This window comes from Azospirillum sp. HJ39 (assembly GCF_041507355.1).
Lineage (GTDB): Bacteria > Pseudomonadota > Alphaproteobacteria > Azospirillales > Azospirillaceae > Azospirillum > Azospirillum thiophilum.
Genome location: NZ_CP167911.1, coordinates 826,035 through 848,826 on the forward strand (window position 1 = coordinate 826,035; position 22,792 = coordinate 848,826).

General features: G+C 68.7%; 23 protein-coding genes. 11 read left to right on the plus strand and 12 right to left on the minus strand.

Annotation, left to right across the window (positions count from 1 at the left end):
- Positions 1–52: 52 nt before the first annotated feature.
- The 3 genes from ABMY26_RS17300 to ABMY26_RS17310 form a co-directional block, all read right to left on the minus strand.
- Entirely contained in the window at positions 53–2,119 is a 2,067-nt protein-coding gene (locus tag ABMY26_RS17300) for a 4Fe-4S dicluster domain-containing protein (RefSeq protein ID WP_372398438.1), read from the minus strand.
- Positions 2,120–2,292: 173 nt separating this feature from the next.
- Positions 2,293–3,144, minus strand: a complete 852-nt coding sequence (locus ABMY26_RS17305) for a substrate-binding domain-containing protein (RefSeq protein ID WP_372398439.1) — start codon at positions 3,142–3,144, stop codon at positions 2,293–2,295.
- A gap of 100 nt (positions 3,145–3,244) precedes the next feature.
- Complete coding sequence (locus tag ABMY26_RS17310; RefSeq protein ID WP_372398440.1) at positions 3,245–3,943, minus strand: ABC transporter permease; 699 nt, start codon at positions 3,941–3,943, stop codon at positions 3,245–3,247.
- An 84-nt stretch (positions 3,944–4,027) separates the two neighbouring features.
- Here ABMY26_RS17310 and fdhD point away from each other — a divergent pair, with 84 nt between their 5' ends.
- From fdhD to ABMY26_RS17365, 11 genes are all read left to right on the plus strand, one after another.
- Entirely contained in the window at positions 4,028–4,909 is an 882-nt protein-coding gene (gene fdhD, locus ABMY26_RS17315; protein ID WP_372398441.1) for a formate dehydrogenase accessory sulfurtransferase FdhD, read from the plus strand.
- Positions 4,899–5,537 carry a molybdenum cofactor guanylyltransferase MobA gene (gene mobA, locus ABMY26_RS17320; RefSeq protein WP_045581927.1) on the plus strand — a complete coding sequence of 213 codons (639 nt, stop codon included), beginning with the start codon at positions 4,899–4,901 and terminating at the stop codon, positions 5,535–5,537. Before fdhD ends, mobA begins: the two co-directional genes overlap by 11 nt.
- The gene (locus ABMY26_RS17325; protein ID WP_372398442.1) at positions 5,534–6,073 is read left to right on the plus strand and encodes a DUF3305 domain-containing protein; all 540 of its coding nucleotides are present in this window, start codon (positions 5,534–5,536) and stop codon (positions 6,071–6,073) included. The genes mobA and ABMY26_RS17325 overlap by 4 nt, the downstream gene beginning before the upstream one ends.
- Entirely contained in the window at positions 6,070–6,660 is a 591-nt protein-coding gene (locus tag ABMY26_RS17330) for a DUF3306 domain-containing protein (protein WP_372398443.1), read from the plus strand. The genes ABMY26_RS17325 and ABMY26_RS17330 overlap by 4 nt, the downstream gene beginning before the upstream one ends.
- Before the next feature lie 381 nt (positions 6,661–7,041).
- The gene (locus tag ABMY26_RS17335; RefSeq protein WP_372398444.1) at positions 7,042–7,668 is read left to right on the plus strand and encodes a molecular chaperone; all 627 of its coding nucleotides are present in this window, start codon (positions 7,042–7,044) and stop codon (positions 7,666–7,668) included.
- Between the two features lie 17 nt (positions 7,669–7,685).
- Complete coding sequence (locus ABMY26_RS17340) at positions 7,686–7,934, plus strand: formate dehydrogenase (protein ID WP_245636712.1); 249 nt, start codon at positions 7,686–7,688, stop codon at positions 7,932–7,934.
- Between the two features lie 13 nt (positions 7,935–7,947).
- Positions 7,948–10,848: a formate dehydrogenase subunit alpha gene (locus ABMY26_RS17345; protein WP_372398445.1), complete on the plus strand. Its 2,901-nt coding sequence runs from the start codon at positions 7,948–7,950 to the stop codon at positions 10,846–10,848.
- A gap of 18 nt (positions 10,849–10,866) precedes the next feature.
- Positions 10,867–11,553, plus strand: a complete 687-nt coding sequence (fdh3B, locus tag ABMY26_RS17350; RefSeq protein ID WP_045581930.1) for a formate dehydrogenase FDH3 subunit beta — start codon at positions 10,867–10,869, stop codon at positions 11,551–11,553.
- 2 nt (positions 11,554–11,555) lie between these two features.
- Positions 11,556–11,744, plus strand: a complete 189-nt coding sequence (locus ABMY26_RS17355) for a hypothetical protein (RefSeq protein ID WP_144428096.1) — start codon at positions 11,556–11,558, stop codon at positions 11,742–11,744.
- A gap of 25 nt (positions 11,745–11,769) precedes the next feature.
- On the plus strand, positions 11,770–12,822 hold the full coding sequence (locus ABMY26_RS17360) for a formate dehydrogenase subunit gamma (RefSeq protein ID WP_372398446.1): 1,053 nt from the start codon (positions 11,770–11,772) through the stop codon (positions 12,820–12,822).
- A 209-nt stretch (positions 12,823–13,031) separates the two neighbouring features.
- Positions 13,032–13,721 carry a class II aldolase/adducin family protein gene (locus ABMY26_RS17365; protein ID WP_372398447.1) on the plus strand — a complete coding sequence of 230 codons (690 nt, stop codon included), beginning with the start codon at positions 13,032–13,034 and terminating at the stop codon, positions 13,719–13,721.
- A gap of 9 nt (positions 13,722–13,730) precedes the next feature.
- Here ABMY26_RS17365 and ABMY26_RS17370 read toward each other — a convergent pair whose 3' ends face one another.
- From ABMY26_RS17370 to ABMY26_RS17410, 9 genes are all read right to left on the minus strand, one after another.
- Positions 13,731–15,734 (minus strand): ATP-binding protein, encoded by a 2,004-nt coding sequence (locus tag ABMY26_RS17370; protein WP_372398448.1) that lies wholly within the window; start codon positions 15,732–15,734, stop codon positions 13,731–13,733.
- Positions 15,735–15,930: 196 nt separating this feature from the next.
- Positions 15,931–16,719, minus strand: a complete 789-nt coding sequence (locus ABMY26_RS17375) for a class III extradiol ring-cleavage dioxygenase (RefSeq protein WP_372398449.1) — start codon at positions 16,717–16,719, stop codon at positions 15,931–15,933.
- Between the two features lie 161 nt (positions 16,720–16,880).
- Entirely contained in the window at positions 16,881–17,360 is a 480-nt protein-coding gene (locus ABMY26_RS17380; protein ID WP_372398450.1) for a F0F1 ATP synthase subunit B, read from the minus strand.
- On the minus strand, positions 17,357–18,007 hold the full coding sequence (locus tag ABMY26_RS17385; protein WP_372398451.1) for an ATPase: 651 nt from the start codon (positions 18,005–18,007) through the stop codon (positions 17,357–17,359). The genes ABMY26_RS17380 and ABMY26_RS17385 overlap by 4 nt, the downstream gene beginning before the upstream one ends.
- Before the next feature lie 94 nt (positions 18,008–18,101).
- Complete coding sequence (locus ABMY26_RS17390) at positions 18,102–18,326, minus strand: ATP synthase subunit C family protein (protein WP_045581937.1); 225 nt, start codon at positions 18,324–18,326, stop codon at positions 18,102–18,104.
- Between the two features lie 103 nt (positions 18,327–18,429).
- The gene (locus ABMY26_RS17395; protein ID WP_045581938.1) at positions 18,430–19,173 is read right to left on the minus strand and encodes a F0F1 ATP synthase subunit A; all 744 of its coding nucleotides are present in this window, start codon (positions 19,171–19,173) and stop codon (positions 18,430–18,432) included.
- A 12-nt stretch (positions 19,174–19,185) separates the two neighbouring features.
- A complete protein-coding gene (locus ABMY26_RS17400) occupies positions 19,186–19,554 on the minus strand; it encodes an AtpZ/AtpI family protein (RefSeq protein ID WP_372398452.1) in 369 nt (122 codons plus the stop codon).
- A 241-nt stretch (positions 19,555–19,795) separates the two neighbouring features.
- A complete protein-coding gene (locus ABMY26_RS17405; RefSeq protein WP_372398453.1) occupies positions 19,796–20,410 on the minus strand; it encodes an SCO family protein in 615 nt (204 codons plus the stop codon).
- A gap of 93 nt (positions 20,411–20,503) precedes the next feature.
- A complete protein-coding gene (locus tag ABMY26_RS17410; protein ID WP_372398454.1) occupies positions 20,504–22,687 on the minus strand; it encodes a bacteriohemerythrin in 2,184 nt (727 codons plus the stop codon).
- Between the last annotated feature and the right edge of the window lie 105 nt (positions 22,688–22,792).

Genomic DNA, 22,792 nt, shown 5'->3' on the forward strand with positions numbered 1-22,792 from the left:
GTATTCCACATCACGGTATGCCGACTTTGACGGCGATCAAGGGGGCGACGCGTCACATCAGCTTTTGTCGCACTGTCGCCGGTTGAGTTTCCCTTGCAGCTTCCTCGCGCTCGCGCAGGTCGTCGTCTGTGGTGCGGGGAACCGGCGGGCGGCCCAGGGCGAAGGGGGCGCCGCCCCGCTCGAACTGGTCGCGGACGCGGCAATCCTCGCACATGCGGATGCGGTCGGCGGCCTCCGGCGTCGTGAACATCCAGTGCTTGCCGGCCAGCGTCGCCACGATCTTCTCGATCGACGATTTGGTGGCGAAGGGCTTGCCGCAGGACACGCAACAGAAGGGCTCCTCCTCCTTCACCACCGCGGCGCCACGCGCCCGGTCGCGGAAATCGATCTCCGGCACCAGCGAGATGACCTTTTCCGGACAGGTCGACTTGCACAGGCCGCACTGGACGCAGGCATCCTGCGCGAAGGACAGCATCGGCTTGTCGGCATTGTCCAGCAGCGCGCCGGTCGGGCAGGCGCCGACGCAGGACAGGCAGAGCGTGCAGCCCTCCACATCGACCGACACCCGGCCGAACGGGGCACCCGGCGGCAGCGGCAGGATCTCCACCGGCGCGGGGGCGACCTTGTGCAGGTGGCGCAGCGCCAGCATGGTCACCGTGCGCTTCGGTCCCATCGGCAGGAACATCCCCGCCTCGACCGGATCGGCGGGCAGGGCCCACAACTCTGCGGCCACCGCGTCGGGGTCCGCGGCGTCGATCACCGCCACGCGGCCCGATCCGTAGCCGAGCCCGCTGAAGGCGGCCTCCGCCAGCCCGATCTGCGTGGCCAGCCCGGCGGTTTCGCCCTCGTTCTCCGGCCCGGTCAGGATGCGGACATGGGTGCAGCCATAGGCCAGGGCCAGCGCGAACAGGTCGAAGCCGACCTGCGTCACCTCGTTCAGCGCGAAGGGCAGCATGCGGGCCGGCAGGCCGCGGCCGTGCCGCGCCATCATGCCGACCAGCGCGTCGCCGTGGCGCGGATCGTGGATCAGCAGGGCGGGCGCCTTGCCGCCGGCCTTGTGGTAGGTCGACAGCAGCGTGCGCAGCCGCTCGTACACGGTGGCGGCCGGCGGCAGGGCGTAGGTCGCGGCCCCGGTCGGGCAGACCGCGGCGCAGGAGCCGCAGCCGGCGCAGACATGCGGGTCGATGGCGACATGGTCGCCGTTCGGCGTGACCGCCCCGGTCGGACAGACGTCCAGGCAGCGGGTGCAGCCGGTCTTGCGGCTGCGCGAATGGGCGCAGAGGTCGGCCTTGAAATCGACGAAGCGCGGCTTCTCGAACTCGCCGACCATGTCAGCGATCTCCAGCACCGCCTTGGCCACCTGGACCGGGCTGTTCGGATCGGGGCGGAGATAGCCGTCGCGGCGCTTGTGGTCGGGGAACAGCGGCGTGCCGCCGGTCAGGTCGAGGATCAGGTCGCAGCGTGCCGACGCCCCCTGCCGCACCGGCTCGAATCCCAGCGTCCCGCGCGAGGAGGGCAATGCGGGGGCGTAATCGTCCACCACGATCTCGAAGGCACCGATCCAGCCGCGGCCGCTGCGGATGCGGCCGCGGAATACCGCGACGTCCATCACCGGCGGCGGCACGATGTCCTTCGGGCTGGTCAGCAGGACGGTGACGTCGAGGTGCTTCGCCAGGTCCCGGCCGGCGTCGATGGCGCGCTCGTCGGTGCCGTAGACCAGGCAGGTGCCCTGCGAGGCCAGGGTCAGCGCGCCGGTCGGCGGGATCGGCAGTGCCGCTTCGGCCAGCAATGCGGCGATCTTCGGCAGGGCTTGTCCGCCCTCGTCCGACCAGCCGGCACGCTCGCGGATGTTGGTGAAGGTCAGCACGGCGTCCGGAGCCACCTCCGCCGCGACCTCGCCGAACAGCGGGGCCTCCTGGGTGCAGGCGACCAGCAAAGGCCGGCCCATCGCCGCCCCTTCGGTCACTGCCGCCTCGAAGCGGTCGAGCTGCGCCCGGCACAGCTGGGTATGCACGGTGACGGCGCTTCCGTCGCCGCAGGCCTTGCCCAGCGCCGCCCCGTCCAGCGCGATGCTGTGCGCGCAGTCGCAGACGAGCACCGTCCGATCGCCGATCTTCATCGTCCCGATAACTCCCGTCGCTTGGGGCAGGCGCCCCTGGCTGTCGACAGTCATATGGGGGAACGGGGCGCGATGGGAACGGGAATTTTGCCCGGACCGATCGGGGCAGGTGCCGGCAGAACGGTTCCCGCGCTCCTTCCGGCGCGGGTGACCGCGGGAACCGTCGCCGGAATTTACGCCCCCGGCTCGCTGGCGTTGGGGAAGAACAACTGCTCGCCGTTGATGGTGTAGTCGGCGATGGCCTTCTGGCCCTCGGTCGAGACCAGCCAGTCGACGAAGGCCTGACCGTCGACGGCCTTGACGTGGCCGAACTTCGCCGGGTTGACCGGCATCACCCCATACTGGTTGAACAGGCGCCTGTCGCCTTCCACCAGCACCGTCAGCGGGCCGCGGTTCTTGAAGTTCAGCCAGGTGCCGCGGTCGGTCAGGGTATAGCCGTTCATGGCGGCGGCGGTGTTCAGCGTCGGACCCATGCCCTGGCCGATGGACCGGTACCAGCCGCCTTCCGTCCTGGCCGGTTCGAGGCTGGCGGTCTTCCACAGGGCGAGCTCGGCCTTGTGGGTGCCGCTGTCGTCGCCGCGCGACACGAACGGGGCCTTGGTCTGGGCGATCTTGGCCAGCGAGGCGGCAACGTCCTTGCCGCCCTTGATGCCGGCGGGGTCGGACGCCGGGCCTACGATGACGAAATCGTTGTACATCACCGGCTTGCGGACGGTGGAAAAGCCCTCGGCGACGAATTTCTCCTCCGATGGCTTGTGGTGGACGAACAGCACGTCGGCGTCGCCGCGCTTGGCGAGGTCGATGGCCTGGCCGGTGCCCTTGGCGACGACCCGCACCTCGATTCCGGTCTTGGCGGTGAATTTCGGCAGGATGGAGCCGAACAGGCCGGAATCCTCGGTCGAGGTGGTGGATGCCACCGTGATGAAGCGGTCGGCGGCAAGTGCACCCGACGGAACGGCGGCCTGGAACAGGGCGGCCATGGCCGCCGCGGCGGCGCAACCCAGCATGAACGAACGGCGCAGCATCACTCCGGATCCTCCCATATGCGTTGTTGCCTGCATGACATAGCGCAGACGGGGCGGCCCGGCAAAGCCTTCCCATGGTCCGGACGGTTCCGCTCCGGCGTCAGGCCCTTGCCCCGGTTTCCTTCAACAGGGCGGCGGCGAGGTTGACCGTCAGCGACAGGGTCATCAGCACCATGCCCAGGCCCAGCGCCATCGGCAGGTCGCCCTTGCTGGTCTCCAGCGCGATGGCGGTGGTCATGACCCGGGTCACATGCTCGATATTGCCGCCGACGATCATCACCGCGCCGACCTCCGCCGACGCGCGGCCGAAGCCGGCCAGCACGGTGGTGACCAGGCTCCAGCGCGCCTCCGACAGCAGGGTGACCAGCCGGCGCAGCGGCCCGGCGCCGGTGACGCGCAGCAGGTCGTCATACTCGACCAGCAGATCCTCGACCGTCTGCCGGGCCAGCGAGGCGACGATCGGCACGATCATCACGGTCTGGGCGACGATCATCGCCGTCGGCGTGAACAGCAGCCCCAGCACGCCGAAGGGACCGGACCGCGACAGCAGCAGGTAGACGACCAGCCCGACCACCACCGGCGGCAGTCCCATCATCGTGTTCAGCCCGATGGAAAGGGCGCGGCGGCCGGGAAAGCGGAGTGCCGCGACGGCGGCGCCCAGCGGCAGGCCGATCAGCGTCGCGGCGGCGACGGCGGTCAGGCTGACCCGCAGCGACAGGCCGATGATCCGCATCAGCCCCTCGTCCAGCGAGGCGATCATGGTGACGGCGACCGCCAGTGCCTGCGAAAAATCGTGCATCGGATCCAAATCGGAATCTAAATCGTCGGGGCAGGGCGGGGCGGGGGCTTGTCCGGAAGGCGGCGCTCGCCCACACTCCCGCACATGAGCCTCAAGACCTTCACCATAGCGCCGGATCCGGCGAACCCCAAGCTGACCGAGCGCGTCGGCGGCCTGGACCAGGATGGCCGCGCCATCGAGACCGCCGTGACGGTCGAACGGCCGCTGACCCTGTATCTGAACGGGCAGGAGATCGTCACCATGATGACGATCGGCGACTATCCGGACTGTCTGGCCGTCGGCTATCTGCTGAACCAGAACATGCTGCGGCGCGACGACCGCATCACCGGCATCGACGTCGACGAGGAGACCGACACCGTCGTCGTCCGCACCGAACGCGCCACCGATTACGAGGCCAAGCTGAAGAAGAAGACGCTGACGTCGGGCTGTGCCCAGGGCACCGCCTTCGGCGACGTGATGGAGACCTTCGAATCCATCAGCCTTCCGGCCGAGGTCAGGCTGCGCACCTCCTGGATCTATGCGCTGTCGAAGCAGATCAACCTGCAGCCCAGCCTGTACCTGGAGGCCGGGGCCATCCATGGCTGCGTGCTGTGCGCCGAGGACCGGCCGCTGGTCTACATGGAGGATGTCGGCCGCCACAACGCGGTGGACAAGGTGGCCGGCTACATGCACCTGAACGGCATTCCGGCCGGGGACAAGATTTTCTACACCACCGGGCGCCTGACCTCGGAGATGGTGATCAAGACGGTGCAGATGGGCATTCCGATCCTGGTTTCGCGCTCCGGCTTCACCGCCTGGGGGGTGCAGCTGGCGCGGCAGGCCAACCTGACGCTGGTCGGCCGGGCCAAGGGCAGGCGCTTCATCGCGCTGGCCGGCACCGACCGGCTGGTGTTCGACGCCGATGCCGCCGGGGCCGCGGACGAGGACATCCGGCATGGACGCAAGGGAAGCCGCGATGACGACTGACACGGCACATCCGGATATTGCCGGCGTCCTGCTGGCCGGCGGCCTGTCGCGCCGGATGGGCGGCGGCGACAAATGCCTGCGCACGCTCGGCGGCCAAAGCATCCTGGAGCGGATCGTCGCCACCGTCCGGCCGCAGGTCGGTCCGCTGGTGCTCAACGCCAACGGCGATCCGGCCCGCTTCGCCCATCTCCATCTGCCGGTCGCCCCGGACGTGGTGGAGGGTTATGCCGGCCCGCTGGCCGGCGTGCTGACCGGCATCGAATGGGTGCGCGGCACCGCTCCCGGCATCGCCTGGGTCGCCAGCTTCGCCACCGACGCCCCCTTCATCCCGCGCGACCTCGTCGCCCGCATGGCCGCGGCGCTGGAGCGCGACGGGGCCGATCTCGCCTGCGCCCGCTCCGCCGGACAGGACCATCCCGTCTTCGGGCTGTGGCCGGTGCGGCTGGCCGGCGAGTTGCGCCGCGCCATGGTGGAGGAGGGCATCCGCCGGGTCGATGCCTGGACCTCCCGCTACCGGCTGGCGGTCGCCGATTTCGCTGTCGAGCCCGTCGACCCCTTCTTCAACGCCAACCGGCCGGAGGATCTGGCCGAAGCGGAACGCCTGCTGGATGTGGGACTCGTGTCATGACGGAACAGCCGGATAACGCACAGCCCGGAACGGAGCCGCCCGGCACCGGATCGCTGGGCCGCATCGAGACGATGGCGCTGGGCATCGTGGTGGAGCGCCGCCGCGGCGTCACCGCCTGGGCCGACTGGAGCTGGCGCCCGGTGTCGGTCATCCCCGGTGCCGGCCCGGTCGATCCGCCTGGCACGGTGCTGATGCAGGGGGACGGCTGGACCCACAGCCATGCCGCCACGCTGGCGATGGAGCTGTTCCGCACCGACACCGAAGGCTATCGCCTGAACCTGTCGCAGGATCCGCCGCGCCTGTGGGTGGTGATGCGGCCCGGCCCGGACGGCGAGGAACTGGTGCCTTTCGCCGTCACCGCGTCGGCCCATGAGGGCGAGGGCTATCAGATCGGTTCCGACGTGGTGGAGACGGTGCCGATGCCGGCCGAGGTGATCGCGCTGGTCCGCGACTTCGTCGAGCAGCACCATGTCGACGTGCCCTTCCACAAGCGCGAGCGCAAGCGCCACTTCGAGAAGGAGGGTCCGCGGCGGTGAGCGGCGAAGCCTTCCTCTCGCGCTGGTCGCGCCTGAAACGCACCGCGGTCAAGCCCGAGCCGGCGCCGGAGGACATGCCGCCGGCCGATCGGGCCGTCATGCCGCCCGCCAGCGTCGCTGCCGAGGCCGCCGATGAGGCCGCCGGCGAGTTCGCCAAACGGACGCCTGCCGATTCCGTGCAGGCGGAGGGTGACGCGGACCCGGCTGTCGCGACCGACGACCCGCTGGCCGACCTGCCGCCGGTCGAGGAGTTGACGGCCGACTCCGATTTCACCCCGTTCCTGCGCGCCGAGGTGCCGGAAGACCTCCACCGTCAGGCCCTGCGCAAGCTGTGGACCTCCGACCCGATCTACGCCAACGACGACGGGCTGAAGGACTACGCCGACGATTATGCCAGCCTGTTCACCGGCGAGGTGCCGGTGAAGACCCTCTACCGGGTCGGCAAGGGATTCCTCGACACGCTGGACGAGGTGGCCGACGAGGTGGCCGAGGCGGCGGATCCCGCTCCCGTCCCGGCCGAAGGGGGGGAGCCGGACCCGGAATGCGGGGAGGCCGAGGACCGGTCCAAGGGCCCCGAACCCGTCTGATCCCCGCGCCGCCTCTTCCCCTTCCCGGCGGGCCGCCGCCCGTTCTTGTCCCTTGCAAAATCGCTCCCAAAATGCGGCGGTTCGCCGCATCGGGCTGGAACCATTCAAAACAGCGGGGCGCTCTGCCGGTGCCGGCATAGCGGCACGATAAAGTTTCATTTGCGCCCTCTTCCGGGCGCGTCCTTGGTTGACAAATGGATAGGTTCAGTCCTTCTATTATCTGTTCCTGCAATGCTAAGTCACTGTAAGCCAACGGCTTTTCGCAGGTGCATCAAAAGGGGCGCGGGACCGGGATCCAGGCACGGCGCGCGGAGCGACCGCAGACGCCGACGCTTCCGTCCTGTCCTTCGCCCTCCAATGTCCGGGAGGAGTTTGCGGCTCGTGTCCAACGCCGTCGATCACACCGTTTCCCCCGCGGTCGCGGAGGAGGAGTTGCTGCGCGCCCAGGTCTACGGCCTGCTGGCTCGCCTTCTCTCGCGCCCTCCCGATGCGGCGTTCCTGACCGCGCTGGGCGAGATGGTGGGAGAGGGCGGCGAGTTCGGCGAGGCGCTCGACCGGTTGGCCGAAGCGGCGCTGACCAGCGACCCGGCGGCGGTCGAGGAGGAGTTCACCACCCTCTTCATCGGCGTCGGCGGCAGCGAGCGCACCCCCTACGGCTCCTTCTACCTCACCGGTTTCCTGAACGAGAAGCCGCTGGCCGAGCTGCGCGGCGACATGGCGCGGCTGGGCATCGCGCGCGCCGACGGCGTGTCGGAGCCCGAGGACCACATCGCCGCACTGTTCGAGATGATGGCCGGCCTGATCGGCGGCGACTTCGCGCCGGAGGATGGCGGAACGGTCGGTCTCGACGGGCAGCGGATTTTCTACGACCGCCACATCGGCTCCTGGGCCGGGCGGTTCTTTGCGGATTTGGAGGCCTCGCCGTCGGCCCGCTTCTACAGGGCGGTCGGTGCGGTCGGACGAAGTTTCCTGGCGGTCGAGGCGCGTGCCTTCGACCTTGCGGCGTAAAGGTGAGGAGCGGAGCCATGACGCGGAATGCGGTCAAAGCCAACGAAGAAGCAGCAAACGGCAAGGAAGCGAAAGGCAACGACAAGGCGCTCGCCCGTCGCGACCTGTTCCGCGTCGCCGGCCTGGGGGTCGGTGCGCTGGGCGCCGTCGTCGCCGGCGTGACCGCCACCGGCGGTACGGCGGAGGCCGCCCCGGCAGGGAGCAAGCCCACGGGTTACCAAGAGACCGACCATGTCCGGAAGGTCTACGAAGTCAGCCGCTTCTAAGAGGAACGCCCCGATGCTCATCAAGAAAAGCTCGGCCACCTCGGGCGGCCGCCACCTTGCCCGCACCCTGTCCCGGACGCTGGCATCCGCCACCGGCGTCACCGTCGACCGCCGCGCCTTCCTGCGCAGCTCCGGCCTTGCCGCCGGCGGCGCCGCGCTGGCCTCCGCCATGCCGTTCGGCATGGTGAAGAAGGCCGATGCCGCGACTCCGGCCGCTGCCGCCGGGGCGCCCCTCAAGCAGGTCAAGTCGGTCTGCACCCATTGCTCGGTCGGCTGCACCGTGGTGGCCGAGGTGCAGAACGGCGTCTGGATCGGGCAGGAGCCCGCCTTCGACAGCCCGATCAATCTCGGCTCGCACTGCGCCAAGGGTGCGTCGGTGCGCGAGCACGCCCATGGCGAGCGCCGCCTGCGCTATCCGATGAAGATGGTCGACGGCAAATGGACCCGGATCGGCTGGGACCAGGCCATCGAGGAGGTCGGGTCCAAGCTGCTGGCGATCCGCGAGCAGTCCGGCCCCGATTCCGTGTTCTGGCTCGGTTCCGCCAAGCACAGCAACGAGCAGGCTTACCTGTTCCGCAAGTTCGCGGCGCTGTGGGGCACCAACAACGTCGACCATCAGGCGCGCATCTGCCACTCCACCACGGTGGCCGGCGTGGCGAACGTCTGGGGCTACGGCGCCATGACGAACAGCTACAACGACATCCAGAAGTCGCGCGCGCTGTTCTTCATCGGCTCCAACGCCGCCGAGGCGCATCCCGTCGCCATGCTTCACATCCTGAAGGCGAAGGAGCAGAACAACGCGCCGCTGATCGTCGCCGATCCGCGCTTCACCCGCACCGCCGCCAAGGCCGACGAGTATATCCGCTTCCGTCCCGGCACCGACGTGGCGCTGGTCTGGGGCATCCTCTGGCATGTCCTGCAGAACGGCTGGGAGGACAAGGACTACATCGCCAAGCGCGTCTACGGCTTCGACGACATCCGCGCCGAGGTCGCCAAATGGACGCCCGAGGAGGTGGAGCGCGTCGCCGGCGTTCCGGGCTCGCAGCTGAAGCGCGTCGCCCGCACGCTGGCCTCCAACCGTCCGGGTACGCTGGTCTGGTGCATGGGCGGCACCCAGCACCACATCGGAAACAACAACACCCGTGCCTACTGCGTGCTGCAGCTGGCGCTGGGCAATGTCGGCGTGGCCGGCGGCGGCACCAACATCTTCCGCGGCCACGACAACGTGCAGGGTGCGACCGACTTCGGCGTCACCTCCGACAGCCTGCCCGGTTACTACGGCCTGGCCGAGGGCGCGTGGCGCCACTGGGCGCGCGTCTGGGACGTGCCGTACGAGGACGTGCTGGCCCGCTTCAAGGACAAGAAGCTGATGGAGGCCACCGGCATCCCGGTGTCCCGTTGGTTCGACGGTGTCCTGGAGGCCAAGGAGAACCTGGACCAGCCGAACCCGGTCAAGGGCATGGTCTTCTGGGGCCACGCGCCGAACAGCCAGGTCCGTCTGCCCGACATGAAGAAGGCGATGGAAAAGCTGGAGCTGCTGGTCGTCGTCGATCCGTTCCCGACGATGACCGCCGTGCTGCCCGACCGCAAGGACAACTTCTACCTGCTGCCGGCCGCCACCCAGTTCGAGACGGTCGGGTCGCGCACCGCGTCCAACCGGTCCGTCCAGTGGTCCGACAAGATCATGGAGCCGCTCTTCGAATCGAAGGTGGACCATGAGATCATGTACCTGTTCGCGAAGAAGTTCGGCATAGCCGGGCCGCTGTTCAAGAACATCAAGGTCGAGGGCTCCGTCCCGGTGATCGAGGACATCACCCGCGAGTGGAACCGCGGCATGTGGTCGGTCGGCTACACCGGACAGTCGCCGGAGCGTCTGAAGCTGCACATGCAGCATCAGGCCACCTTCGACAAGACGACCCTGCGCGCCGTCGGCGGCCCGTGCGACGGCGAATTTTTCGGCCTGCCGTGGCCCTGCTGGGGCACGCCGGAGATGAAGCATCCGGGCACGGCCAACCTCTACGACACCTCGCTGCCGGTGGCCGAGGGCGGCGGTGCCTTCCGTGCCCGCTTCGGCGTCGAGCGCAACGGCGTGACGCTGCTGGCCGAAGGGTCATATCCGGAAGGGTCGGAGATCAAGGACGGCTATCCGGAAGTCACCATGGCGATGCTCCAGAAGCTGGGCTTCGACGCGGATCTGACGCCGGAGGAGATGGCGGTCATCCAGAAGATCGGCGGCGACAAGATCGGCTCCGTGTCGTGGACCACCGACCTGTCCGGCGGCATCCAGCGCGTGGCGATCAAGCACGGCCTGAACCCGCCGGGCAACGCGAAGGCCCGCTGCGTCGCCTGGAACTTCCCGGACCCGGTTCCGATCCACCGCGAGCCGCTCTATACCCCGCGCCGCGATCTGGTCGCCAGCTACCCGACCTACAAGGACACCAAGTCCTGGCGCGTGCCGACGCTCTACAAGTCCATCCAGGATCGCGACGTGTCGAAGGAGTATCCGATCATCCTCACCTCCGGCCGTCTGGTCGAGTATGAGGGCGGCGGCGACGAGACTCGCTCCAACCCCTGGCTGGCCGAGCTGCAGCAGGACATGTTCGTCGAGCTCAACCCGTTCGACGCCAACAATGCCGGCGTCAAGGACGGGCAGATGGTGTGGGTGGAGGGCCCGGAGAAGGGCAAGGTGAAGGTCAAGGCCATGGTGACCGAGCGGGTCGGCCGCGGCGTCGCCTTCATGCCCTTCCATTTCGGCGGCGTGTATCAGGGGCAGGACCTGCGCTCCAAATACCCGGCCGGGGCCGACCCGATCGTGCTGGGCGAGGCCGCCAACACGGCGACCACCTACGGCTACGATTCGGTGACCCAGATGCAGGAAACCAAGACCACCCTTTGCCGTATCCAGTCGGCCTGACGCGCGGGAGTTTGAACCATGGCCCGGATGAAATTCCTGTGCGACGCCGAGCGCTGCATCGAGTGCAACGCCTGCGTCACCGCCTGCAAGAACGAGAATGAGGTGCCCTGGGGCGTCAACCGCCGCCGCGTCGTGACCATCAACGACGGCAAGCCGGGGGAACGGACGATCTCGGTCGCCTGCATGCATTGCTCCGATGCGCCCTGCATGGCGGTTTGCCCGGTCGACTGCTTCTATCAGACCGACGAAGGCGTGGTGCTGCACAACAAGGATCTGTGCATCGGCTGCGGCTATTGCTTCTACGCCTGTCCGTTCGGCGCGCCGCAATATCCGCAGGCCGGCAATTTCGGCACCCGCGGCAAGATGGACAAGTGCACCTTCTGCTCCGGCGGCCCGGAGGCCGACAATTCGGACGCCGAGTTCAAGAAGTACGGCCGCAACCGTCTGGCCGAGGGCAAGCTGCCGCTCTGTGCCGAGATGTGCTCGACCAAGGCGCTGCTGGCCGGCGATGCCGACAAGGTGTCGGACATCTACCGCGAGCGCGTGACCGCCCGTGGCTTCGGCTCCGGCGCCTGGGGCTGGGGCACCGCCTACCAGACCAAGGCGGGCCAGGAGCGCGGCCAGCCCGGCGGCTCAGTGTTCCAAGGCACCGGCGGTCCCGGCGGCGCGGCCGGCGGTCTGCCCATGCAGAAGCAGGGGCTGTGACGGTGGCGGCGCCACGGACGCTCCTGCTGGCGTTCGGCGCCGCGCTCCTGCTGGCCGGCTGCCAGGAGGACGCGACGCCGCGCCCGGTCCATCTGGACAAGGGCGTCTACCAGGGCGCGGCCGACACGCCGCTGACCGCCGAGCGGGTGCGGGCGCTGCAGCAGCGCACCGCCTATCAGGCTGTGCGATAGGGAGCGTCCGATGGAAGGTCATCGCATGAAGCAGGCCAGCATGAAATCGGCCCTGGCCGCTCTGCTGCTGGGGATCGGGTTTGCCGGCGGCCTGGCGCTTCCGGCCGCCGCCCAGTCCAGCGTCCGTGTCGGCGGCCCCGTGGATCAGGCGGTCGACCGCGATGCTCCGCCGGTGCCGACCGAGATCCTGGGGCAGAGCCGGGCCGAAACCTGGCACGGCATCCGGCTGGGCGAGCAGGGCACCGTTTCCATTCCCAACAAGCAGGCCGGGGTGCTGATCCAGTCCGAAGGCGAGGCGTGGCGTGCCGTGCGCAACGGGCCGCTCAGCCAATACGGCTCCTGGGTGCTGGGCGGCATCCTGGCACTGCTGGCCCTGTTCTTCCTGGTCCGCGGCCGCATCCGCATCGACGGGCCGAAGACCGGCCGGACCATCCAGCGCTTCAACGCCTTCGAGCGTGGCGTCCACTGGTTGACCGCCGGCAGCTTCGTCGTCCTCGCTTTTTCCGGCCTGAACCTGCTGTACGGCCGTCATACGCTGCTGCCGCTGATCGGGCCTGAACCCTTCGCCGTCCTCAGCCATTACGGCAAGCTGGCGCACAACTTCCTGGGCTTCGCCTTCATCCTGGGGGTGGCGCTGATCTTCGTGATGTGGGTCGGGCACAACATCCCGTCGCGCCATGACCTGACCTGGTTCCTGAAGGCGGGGGGGCTGTTCTCCAAGGGCGTCCATCCGCCCGCCCACAAGTTCAACGGCGGCCAGAAGGTCATCTTCTGGTCGACCGTTGCCGGCGGTGCCGCGCTCGGCTTCACCGGCGTGCAGCTGATCTTCCCCTTCAGCTTCGCCACGCTGGAGGAACTGCAGCTCTTTCAACTGGCCCATGCCGCCATCGCGGTGGTGATGATCGCCATCATCCTGGCGCACATCTATATCGGCTCCATCGGCATGGAGGGCGCCTTCGACGCCATGGGTGACGGGCAGGTCGAACTGCAATGGGCGCGCGAGCACCACTCTCTGTGGGTCGAGGAGGTCACCGGCGAGAAGATCCGCCACGGCCACCACGGCACCCCGGCGGAGTAGGGGGGGCAGGCGTCGCATGCCCCACCCCCCTCCCCCGCTTCGCGGGAGAGGGAGACGATCGCGAAACGGCGGAGTTCCCTCTCCCACCGAAAATGGGGGAGGGGTAGGGAGGGGGCAATCGGTGCGGGAGTCACCGTGGAAACTCCCCTTGACCCCGCTCGCCGCTCCGTGTCCCCCTTCGCGCTCCCGCCATTCCGGACGCGCCCGCCATGACCACCCACCTCGCAGAACGACAGGCCGTGATCGACGGCTGCCTCGCCATGAACCGGCTGGGCGTCAATCAGGGCATGTCGGGCAACCTGTCGCACAGGATCGAAGGCGGCTTCCTGGTCACGCCGACCAGCATGGCCTATGACGCCATGGGGCCGGACGACATCGTCGAGATGGGGTTCGACGGCACCTATCTCGGCGACCGCCGGCCCTCGTCGGAATGGCGCATCCACCGCGACATATTGCGCGCCCGGCCGGACGTGTCGGTCGTGCTGCATGCACACCCGACCTTCGCCACCGCGCTGGCCGTGCATGGGCGCGGCATCCCGGCCTTTCATTACATGGTCGCGCTGGCCGGCGGCGATTCGATCCGTTGCGCTCCCTACGCCACCTTCGGCACGCAGGCACTCTCCGATCACGCGCTGGCGGCGCTGGAGGGTCGGCTGGCCTGCCTGCTGGGCAACCATGGCATGATCGTGCTGGGGAGCGGCGTCGCGGCGGCTCTGGCCCTGGCGGTGGAGGTCGAGACGCTGGCCCGCCAGTATCTGCACGCCCAGCAGTTCGGCGAGCCGGCGATCCTTCCGCCGGACGAGATCGCGCGGGTGGCAGAGAAGATGCGGCGCATGAAGTACGGCCGGCCGGTCGATGACGGCGATGCGCCGGAGGATACCGCCCGGCCGCGTGGCTGAGCCGGCCTTCTACGGGCCGATCTGTGTCATCGGCGCGGTGCCGGCAAGCTGCCCGGCGGGCCTCAGCGCGGCGACGCGCAGCAGCGGCTTGGCGTTGCCGACCGCCTCGACCTGCAGGGCACGCTCCTCGGCCGGCGGTTCGTAGACGGCGGGCAGGGCGATGGTGATGCGGGTGCCGTGGCCGGGCTCGCTCGCGACCTCGATGTCGCCGCCCAGCATCGCGGTATAATGACCGACCAGCGTCAGACCCAGCCCGGCACCGCGCGGCTTGCCCCGGCCGCGGGTGGCGACGGCTCCGCTGCCGGCACCCTGGACGAAGGGTTGGAACAGCCGGCCGGCCTGCGCATTGGGGAAGCCGCGGCCGGTGTCGCTGACGGTGAAGCGATACCAGCGGGCGCCGTCGCGCTCCAGCCGTTCTGCCGACAGGGTGACGGTCCCCTCCTGGGTGAATTTGCAGGCATTGTCCAGCAGGTTCAGCAGGGCCTGCCGCACCTTGGTGAAATCCGAATGCATCTGGCCCAGCCCGGCGGGGGCCGAAAGCTCCAGGCTGTTGCCATAGAGGTCGGCTGCGGGCATCGACCGTTCGCGCGCTTCGGTCAGCAAACGGTTGATGTCGAAATCCTGCAGGCAGACGTCCATCGCCCCGGCCTCGACCTTCGCGTAATCCAGCAGGGCGTCGACCAGGGTGGTCAGCTGCTCCCCGGTCCACTGGATATGCTCGACGTCGGTCGCCAGCTCATCGACGCCCAGCCGGTGCAGATCGGTCATCAGCGACTGGCTGGCGTTGACGATCTCGGTCAGCGGGCCGTGCAGTTCCTGGCCCATGTTGACCAGGAAATCGCTCTTGGCCCGGCTGGCGGCCTCGGCCACCGCCTTTTCGCGCAGCAGGCGGCTGTGTTCCACCTCGGCCTCGCGGCGTTCGCGTTCGGTGTCCTCCGCGGTGGTGCGCAGCGATTCGACCGCAAGGGCCATGGCGGCGATCTCGTCACGGCCACCCAGCGCAGGCACGGTCACGTCGGTCCGGCCGGCGGCCAGTGCCGTCACCGCCTTCGTCATGGCCTTTACCGGCACCGCGACGCTGCGCTGGACCAGCCACAGCGCCAGCAGCCCGGCCAGCAGCACCGCCCCGCCGATCCACAGGGCGACGCGGGTGTAGCCGGACAGCCCGTCGGCGAGCGTGCCGCGCAGCGCCTGGGTCCCGGCCTCGGCCCGTCGGCGGATCTCGCCCAGATTGGCGGCGATGCCGGCGGCGTTCGCGGCCATCGCCTCGGCGCGCAGATTGTCCTCCTCGGCCACCGCCGCCTCGATGGCGGTCAGCACGCCGCCCGCCTTGGACAGCAGCGCGGCCACCTCGTCGATGGCCTGTCTGGTGCCGGGAACCCACAGGTAGCGGTTCATCTCGGCCAGCCGGTCGCGGGCGGCGGCGAGCTGCGCGCGCATCGCCTCGGCGTCCTGCGGGTCGCGGCGGTCGATGAAGCGGGTCAGATGCTCCTGCATCAGCAGCACGGCGATGGCGGCATCGCCGGCAAGGGCCGTCGAGTCGACGCCGCCGGCGCTCTTGAGATGGCCGAGCTTGCCGCGGGTCTGGCTGATCAGCGGTTCCAGAACCCCGGTCATCTGGCTGTTGCGGTCGCTGCGCAGCGCGATGACCTTCTGCACCGCCGCCCAATAATCCTCCAGCGAGCTGCGGGCCTTGTCGACGCCCTGGCGGTCGGCGGTCTCGACCGCGCCCTTGGACAGGATGTCGAGCCGTTCCAGCAGCGTGTCGTGCCGCCACGAGGCGTCGAGCAGGCTCTGGTCGTCGCCATAGGTCAGGTGGTCGCGCACCGCGACCTCCAGGTCGCGCAGGCTGACATCGGCGTCGGCTGCCGCCTGGGACAGGTCGGCGCGGCCGGAGAAGGCGCCGATGTCACGCGATACCGTATGGAACCAGCCGAGCCCGACCAGGGCCAGCAGGATCACGAGCCCGAAGGCGATGCCGAATCCCGCGCTGATCCGGGCCGACACGGTCATGTCGCGGAATCGGGTCCGGCGGCCGCTCCGGGACAGAATGCCGTTCCGCTTCACACCGACTCCCGATCACGCTGTGCCTGACGATCCGCGCGGACAGCCGGTCACAACCGAGAGGACGGACGCCGCGCGGCGCGGATTGTAGCTTGGCGATCCCCCCAGGCAAACAGACAAGTGTGCGACGGAGTACCGCCAAAGGTCAGGAGGCATCTCCTCCGGTGAAGGAATAGGCATGCATCCCCAGGCTGCCATGTTCGAAGCCGGCATGCAGCCGTTCGGCCTTGGGAGCGGGACCGGCTGCGCCCAAGGCCACCGGCAGGGGCAGGAAATGCTCGTCGCTCGGGTGGGCGCGGCGGGCGTCGGGGCAGGCGTTCAGCCAATCGCCCAGCGATTCGGTATCGCCGGCGGCCAGCGTCGCATCGAGCCAGTCGGCGAAGCCGGTCGCCCAGGGCGCGGCACCGGTGCCGCCGAAGCGGAATTCCCGCAGATTGTGGACCGCGCCGCCGCTGGCGAGGATCAACACGCCGTCCCGTCGCAGCGACTCCAGCTGCCTGCCGAGCGCGATATGGTCGGCAGCGCTGCGGTGGGGCATGACCGACAGCTGTGCGACCGGGATGTCGGCTTCCGGATACATCAGCATCAATGGCACCCAGGCGCCATGGTCCAGCCCCTGCGACGGGTCGATGGTGGCGCCGGTCAGCGCGGCGACCCGCTGTGCAAGCGCCGGCGCGCCGGGGGCCGCATAGCGCATGCGGTAGAGTGCTTCTGGAAAGCCGTAGAAATCATGGATGGTTTCCGGTGCCGCCGCTCCGCCGACCGCCGGCCCGGGGGTGGTCCAATGGGCCGAAACCGCCAGGATCGCGCTCGGCCGGCCCAGCCGACGGCCGAGCCCCGCCAGGAAATCGCGGCCGGCACTCGTCTCAAGCACCAGCGTGGGGGCGCCGTGCGAGACGAAGACTGAGGGGAACTGTGTGGTCGAAGAGGGCATGGACGAACGGAACTCCGGCCGGGCGATGGGAGAGGACGGCGACGGTTCCATTCCAGCAAAGAAAAACCCCGGCGCATAGGCCGGGGTTCTCGAAACTCCGTTGCTCACACTGCAACAATCGTTGCGGCGAAGCTAGGCTCATCCGATCGGCGGGAAGCCGATCAGTGCAGGTGCTTCGGCAGCTCGCTGATCGACTGGTCAATCAGCGTGTCGGCCTGGGCCGGGGACAGGCCGCCGGCCAGGACGCGCTTGCTGGCGCCGATGGCGACGTCGACCGTCAGGTTGCGGACCTCGGCCAGCGCCGCGGCTTCCGCCTGGGCGATGCGGTCCACGGCCTGGGCCTCGCGGCGCTTCAGCGACGCCTCGAGGTCGGTCCCGGCCTGGGCGCGCAGGCGGGCGGCTTCCTCGCGGGCATGGGCCAGGACGGCCTCCGCTTCCTTCTGCGCATCGGCCAGACGGCGCTGGTAGCCGTTCAGCAGGGCCTGGGCGTCCTTGTGCAGACGCTCGGCTTCGTCCAGTTCGGCGCGGATCTTCTCGGCGCGGCCGTCGAGCAGGGAGCCGATCGCTGCCGACGCCTTCTTCCAGACCAGGGCCACGAAGATGACGAAGGCTACGAGGACCCAGAATTCAGGTGCGTTCATCCCCGGCGCTCCTCAAGCACGGCCGCGACAGCGGCGTCCGCCTGGGCCTGAACGACGTCGACGCCGGCCAGACGGCCGGTGATGTCGCGGACGATATCGCTCGACGCGGTGCGGATGTTGGCCAGAGCCTCGTCCTTCGCGGCTGCGATGGAGGCCTCGGCGCTGCGCAGGCGTTCGGCGATGTCGGCGTTCAGCTGGGCCTGACGGGCCTGGTTGTTCGCCTCGATGTCGGCGCTGGCCTGGGCGATGACGCCCTGGGCCTCGGCACGGGCGCCGGCGAGGGACTTCTCGACCTGGGCCATGATGGCCTCGGCCTCTTCCTTCAGCTGGGCGGCCTTGGCGAGGTCGCGCGAAATGCGCTCCTGCCGCGCCTCCAGCACCTCGGCCACGCGCGGGAGCGCCTTCTTGGACATGAGGTGGTAGAGAACGCCGAAGGTCAGAGCCAGCCAGAAGATCTGGGTCGGGAAATTGGCGGGATTGAGCTGCGGCAGGCCGCCGGAAGCGTGCTCGCCGCCGTGCGCCGCGTCCGGAGCGTGCTCCGCCGCGGCCGCCAGGACGGTGCCGGCCATCGTGGTGAGGGTGACGAGCGATGCGCCCGCCACACCCGACCAGCGGGCCAGCCGGCCTTTGGCCAACAGGTTCGGCATGATCGGTCCCCCTAGGCAAAGGAGCGGCGCCGAAACTTCGCTTAAGAAGCCCGGCGCCGCATCAGAGCTGTTTTTTTTGAAAGCCGCTCTGGCCTTAGGCGAACAGGATCAGGAAGGCGATCAGCAGGGCGAACAGCGCGACGGCTTCCGTCAGCGCGAAGCCCAGAATGCCGATCGGGAAGACCTTCGGCTGGACGGCCGGGTTGCGGGCGATCGAGCCGATGAGCGTCGAGAAGATGTTGCCGATACCCAGGCCGACGCCGGCGAGGGCGATAACGGCCAGACCGGCACCGATGAACTTGGCGGCTTCAGCTTCCATGGTACTCATTCCTCTAGGTAAGTGTGAACTGTTGGTTGAGGCGATGACTTTTTGATCCGGGTCGGCCCTGGAGCGCCGCTTGCGGCGCTGCCGGGTGCAGTGCTCAGTGAAGCTCGAGGGCGTCGCGGATGTACAGGCAGGTCAGGATCGAGAAGACGTAGGCTTGCAGGAACGCGACCAGGAACTCGAAGCCGGTCAACGCGACGTTGATGGCCAGCGGGACGAGGCCGGTGACGAAACCCAGCGCGCCGAGACCGCTGATCATCATGACCGTAAAGCCGGCAAACACCTTCAGCATCGTGTGACCGGCCATCATGTTGGCGAACAGTCGGATCGAGAGGCTGACGGGGCGCATCACGTAGGAGATCACCTCGATCGGGATGAGGATCGGGGCGAGCGCGATCGGAGCGCCGTGCGGCATGAAGAAGGAGAAGAAGTGCAGGCCGTGCTTCATCAGGGCCAGGATGGTGACGAACACGAACACCGTCGCCGCCAGCGCGAAGGTCACGATGATGTGGCTGGTGAAGGTGAAGGTGTAGGGGATCATGCCGATCATGTTGCCGATCAGGACGAACATGAAGATCGAGAACACGAACGGGAAATAGGGCTTGGCGTCGTGGCCGGCGTTGTCGCGCACCAGGTTCGCGACGAACTCGTAGAACATCTCGGCCAGCGCCTGAAGGCGGCCGGGAACCATCGACTTGTTCGCCATGCCCATCACCAGCAGGGCGTAGATCGCCGCCACGGCCACGACCATGAAGAAGGCCGAGTTCGTGAACGACACGTCGTAACCGCCGAGCACGATCTGGAACAACGGGTTGATTTGGAACTGGTGCAGCGGATCCAAGGTCGTCCTCGCTCAGTGTGCGTCGCCGTCTCGGCGCTCGTTGTCGTCCCCAGTGGGCCGGCGGTAGCCGGCGGCGATGCCGAGACCGGTGACGGCCCGGTAGACGTTCAGGACTCCCGCCGCGGCCCCCAGGAAGAACATGACGATCAGTCCCCAGGGCGCGGTGCCGAGCCAGCGGTCGAGCAGGAGCCCGCCGCCGACGCCGACGATCATGGCCGCGACCAGTTCCGTCCCGATCCGCAAGGCGGTGGCGAGGGCGCCCTGGGGCGGACGGTGGTATTTGCTACCGGGTCCGCCAGACCAGCCGCGCTGTCCCTCACGCGCCTTCCGCAACCGGGCCTCGAGGTCCTCCAGGGGATCGTGGGGCGATTTGTCGTCCATTTCGCCTCTCAATCTCTCCTGGCTCGCAGCCATGCGAAAGCGGCGAGACCATACGGTTGGGGCGTTACCCTGTCAAGTCGCAAAACCTGCGGTGTAAGTCGTTGAAAGGATTGATAAAGATAGGAAATGTCACGGTTTTTGCCGCGGTGCGGCGGGTTGTCCCGCTCCAGTCTGCGAAAAAACCCGGTGGTATGACCGCTTTTCAGCGCTTTTCCGGGTCTTTTCTCTCCCGCCGCGCGGGTCAGCCGGCGATCCGGCCCGACAGATCCTGCGCGATCTTGTCTGCACCGGTGCCGCCGGGATACACCCCGACGAATCCGCCGTCCGGCCCCATAAGATAGATGAAGCTGGAGTGGTCCATGAGGTATTCGTCGGGTTTCGCGTCCTTCTGCGGTGCCTTGGCGTAATAGACGCGGTAGGCGCGCGCGGCATTGCGGACCTGATCGGGCGTACCGGTCAGCCCGACCATCCGGGGGTGGAACAGCCCGACGTAATCGTTCATGTGCGCCACGTTGTCGCGGTCCGGATCGATGGTGATGAAGACCGGCTGTACCTTGTCGGCCTTCGCCCCGAGCTGGTCGAGCGCCTGGGCCATCACCCCGAGTTCGGTCGGGCAGACGTCCGGGCAATAGGTGTAGCCGAAATAGATCAGCATGTATTTGCCGCGGAAGTCGGCCTCGGTGACCGTTTTGCCGTGGTTGTCGGTGAGGGTGAAGGGGCCGCCGATGGCCACGGCGGTCTTCGTGCCGCTCTCCACGGTGGTGGTGGCGCTGCGTACCTGCCACCAGGCGATCCCGGCGGACGCGGCGACGGCGAGGACGGAGGCGGCGGCGATGCGGATGAGTCTTGCCTTCATGGTCCGTCAGGAATGGGCCCGCTTGCGGCCGAGGTCAAGGGGGGAGCCGTTTCGCGCCCGGGATCCCCGTCATTTCGCAGCCTCCCTTGCAGCCTATGCGGCGCGATCCTCCGCCGTCCGGCGGGCCGCCGCCATGTGCGCCCCGATGCGCTTGTCGGCCCGCTGGATATGCTCGAAGAGCCATTCGCGCACCAGGGCGAGCAACTCGTCGGCGACGGTCTCGCCCGCGGCCAGACGCCGTCCCAACGCATCGGCGCGGGCCCGCAGGGCCTCATGCTGGGCTTTGTGGGCGACGCGGTCGGGATAGCCGCACTGCTCCATCAGCCGCTCCTCCTCCTCGAAATGCAGGGCGGTGTAGGTCAGCAGCCTGCCGACCGCCTCGCCGAGCGCCTGATGGCCGCCGGCCTCCCTGCGGCCCTCCTTGGCCTGTCGGGCCAGCGATGCGGCCTCGTTCATCAGGGCGATCAGGATCATGTGGTCGGTGTCGATTCCCTCCTCCCCCACCGCGAGGCTGTCGGTCCAGGGCATGAAGGTTTCCGTTCCGTCGGGCGGCGCGTCGTGGAGCGCGGCCAGCGGCGCGGCGTTGATCGCCTCGACATTGACCAGGAAGCTATCGACCATGCCGCGCAATCCCTTGGCTTGCCTCGACAGGCCGCCGGCCGCATCCAGCAGGGCGCCCGCCGACCGTTCGGTTTCCAGCGCCGCGTCGGACACGGCGTCGATGCTGGTCGACACCTGGCGGGTTCCCTCCGCCGCCTCGCCGGCACTGCGGGCGATCTCGCCGGTGGCGGCCCCCTGCTGCTGGACCGCGGCGGCGATCGAGGTGGCGATCTCGTCGCTGCGGGCGACGACGGCGCCGATCTCGCGGATCGCGGCGACGGCCGCGCGGGTCGCGTCCTGCACCTCGGCGATGTGCTGGGCGATCTCCTCCGTCGCCCTGGCGGTCTGGCCGGCCAGATTCTTCACCTCGCCCGCCACCACGGCGAACCCCTTGCCCATCTCGCCGGCCCTCGCCGCCTCGATGGTTGCGTTCAATGCCAGAAGATTGGTCTGGCTGGCGATCCCGGCGATCAGCCCGGCCACCTCGCCGATCTTCTGCGCCGCCTGGCCCAGCCCGTCGATCCGCTCGCCCGCCATGTGCGACGCCTCCACCGCCTGGTTGGAGATGGCGGACGAAGTCACCACCTGTTCGCCGATGGCGGCGATCGAGCCGGTCAGCTGCTCCGTCGCCGCCGCCACCGTCTGCACGCTGCTCGAAGCCTGCTGCGAGGCGCCGGCCACCGAGGTCGCCTCGCTCCGGTTGCGGTCGGCGGTGGCGGACAGGGCGCGGGCGGTGGTTTCCAGCGTGCCGACGGCGGTGCCGACGGTGCGGATCGTCTCGGCGATGGTGGCGTCGAAACGGTCGGTCAGCCGCTTCAGCGCCTGGGCGCGCTGCTCGGCGACGCGGTGTTCGATCTTCTGCCGCTCCCAATGGTGGGCGAGGTCGATCTGCTGGACGCGGAAAATCTCGACGGTGCGGGCCATGGCGCCGATCTCGTCGCCGCGGCCGGTGCCGGGCACGCTCACCCCGCTGTTGCCGCCGGCAAGATCCTGCATGACCCGGCCGAGCCCGTCGAGCGGCCGGACGATGGCCCGGCTGACCAGAAGGGCCAGCAGGACGGCGGCGAGCGCGATCAGCAGCCCGGTGCCGGCCAGCCGCAGCGCGGCCTGACGGAACGCGACGCCGACGTCGTCGATGTAGATGCCCGATCCGATCAACCAGCCCCAGGGAGCGAAGCCCTTGACGTAGGACAGCTTCGCGACCGGCTCGGCCGATCCCGGCCTGGGCCAGAGATAATCGACGAAGCCGGCGCCGTCGGCCTTCACCACCCGGACGAACTCCTGGAACAGCAGCTTGCCGTTGGGATCGGCATTGCCCGAGACGTCGGTGCCCTCCAGCTCCGGCTTGATCGGGTGCATGATCATGCGCGGGCCGAGGTCGGTGACGAAGAAATACTCGTCGCCGTCATGGCGCAACGTCTTCAACGCGGCCTTGGCCTGGGCTTGTGCCGTCGCACGCGGCAGGGCGCCGGCCCGTTCCTGCGCCTCGTAATGGGCGATCAGGCTGTGCGCGACCTCCACCACGCTGCGGGTCTTGTCCTGGCGGTCGGCCATCATCTCGGCACGCAGGCCCATCAGGCTGACCACGGCGATCAGCACCAGCCCGATGCCGGCCGCCGCCAGGATCAGTCCGATCTTGGCCTTGATGCTGATGCGTTCGAACACGGCGACGGTCACGGCTGCTGCTCCCTTCGGCAACGGAACGGCGATGTCCCTCAATTTTTTGGGACTTTTGCCGGAGGGCGGCGGCGCGTCAAGCCGATTTGTTCGTATATCTTACGT

Bases quoted from the DNA above. Each gene is read 5' to 3' on its own strand.
- ABMY26_RS17300 (WP_372398438.1), bottom strand. From the start codon at position 2,119: ATGAAGATCGGCGATCGGACGGTGCTCGTCTGCGACTGCGCGCACAGC.
- ABMY26_RS17305 (WP_372398439.1), bottom strand. From the start codon at position 3,144: ATGCTGCGCCGTTCGTTCATGCTGGGTTGCGCCGCCGCGGCGGCCATG.
- ABMY26_RS17310 (WP_372398440.1), bottom strand. From the start codon at position 3,943: ATGCACGATTTTTCGCAGGCACTGGCGGTCGCCGTCACCATGATCGCC.
- fdhD (WP_372398441.1), top strand. From the start codon at position 4,028: ATGAGCCTCAAGACCTTCACCATAGCGCCGGATCCGGCGAACCCCAAG.
- mobA (WP_045581927.1), top strand. From the start codon at position 4,899: ATGACGACTGACACGGCACATCCGGATATTGCCGGCGTCCTGCTGGCC.
- ABMY26_RS17325 (WP_372398442.1), top strand. From the start codon at position 5,534: ATGACGGAACAGCCGGATAACGCACAGCCCGGAACGGAGCCGCCCGGC.
- ABMY26_RS17340 (WP_245636712.1), top strand. From the start codon at position 7,686: ATGACGCGGAATGCGGTCAAAGCCAACGAAGAAGCAGCAAACGGCAAG.
- ABMY26_RS17345 (WP_372398445.1), top strand. From the start codon at position 7,948: ATGCTCATCAAGAAAAGCTCGGCCACCTCGGGCGGCCGCCACCTTGCC.
- fdh3B (WP_045581930.1), top strand. From the start codon at position 10,867: ATGGCCCGGATGAAATTCCTGTGCGACGCCGAGCGCTGCATCGAGTGC.
- ABMY26_RS17360 (WP_372398446.1), top strand. From the start codon at position 11,770: ATGAAGCAGGCCAGCATGAAATCGGCCCTGGCCGCTCTGCTGCTGGGG.
- ABMY26_RS17365 (WP_372398447.1), top strand. From the start codon at position 13,032: ATGACCACCCACCTCGCAGAACGACAGGCCGTGATCGACGGCTGCCTC.
- ABMY26_RS17370 (WP_372398448.1), bottom strand. From the start codon at position 15,734: ATGACCGTGTCGGCCCGGATCAGCGCGGGATTCGGCATCGCCTTCGGG.
- ABMY26_RS17375 (WP_372398449.1), bottom strand. From the start codon at position 16,719: ATGCCCTCTTCGACCACACAGTTCCCCTCAGTCTTCGTCTCGCACGGC.
- ABMY26_RS17380 (WP_372398450.1), bottom strand. From the start codon at position 17,360: ATGAACGCACCTGAATTCTGGGTCCTCGTAGCCTTCGTCATCTTCGTG.
- ABMY26_RS17385 (WP_372398451.1), bottom strand. From the start codon at position 18,007: ATGCCGAACCTGTTGGCCAAAGGCCGGCTGGCCCGCTGGTCGGGTGTG.
- ABMY26_RS17390 (WP_045581937.1), bottom strand. From the start codon at position 18,326: ATGGAAGCTGAAGCCGCCAAGTTCATCGGTGCCGGTCTGGCCGTTATC.
- ABMY26_RS17400 (WP_372398452.1), bottom strand. From the start codon at position 19,554: ATGGACGACAAATCGCCCCACGATCCCCTGGAGGACCTCGAGGCCCGG.
- ABMY26_RS17405 (WP_372398453.1), bottom strand. From the start codon at position 20,410: ATGAAGGCAAGACTCATCCGCATCGCCGCCGCCTCCGTCCTCGCCGTC.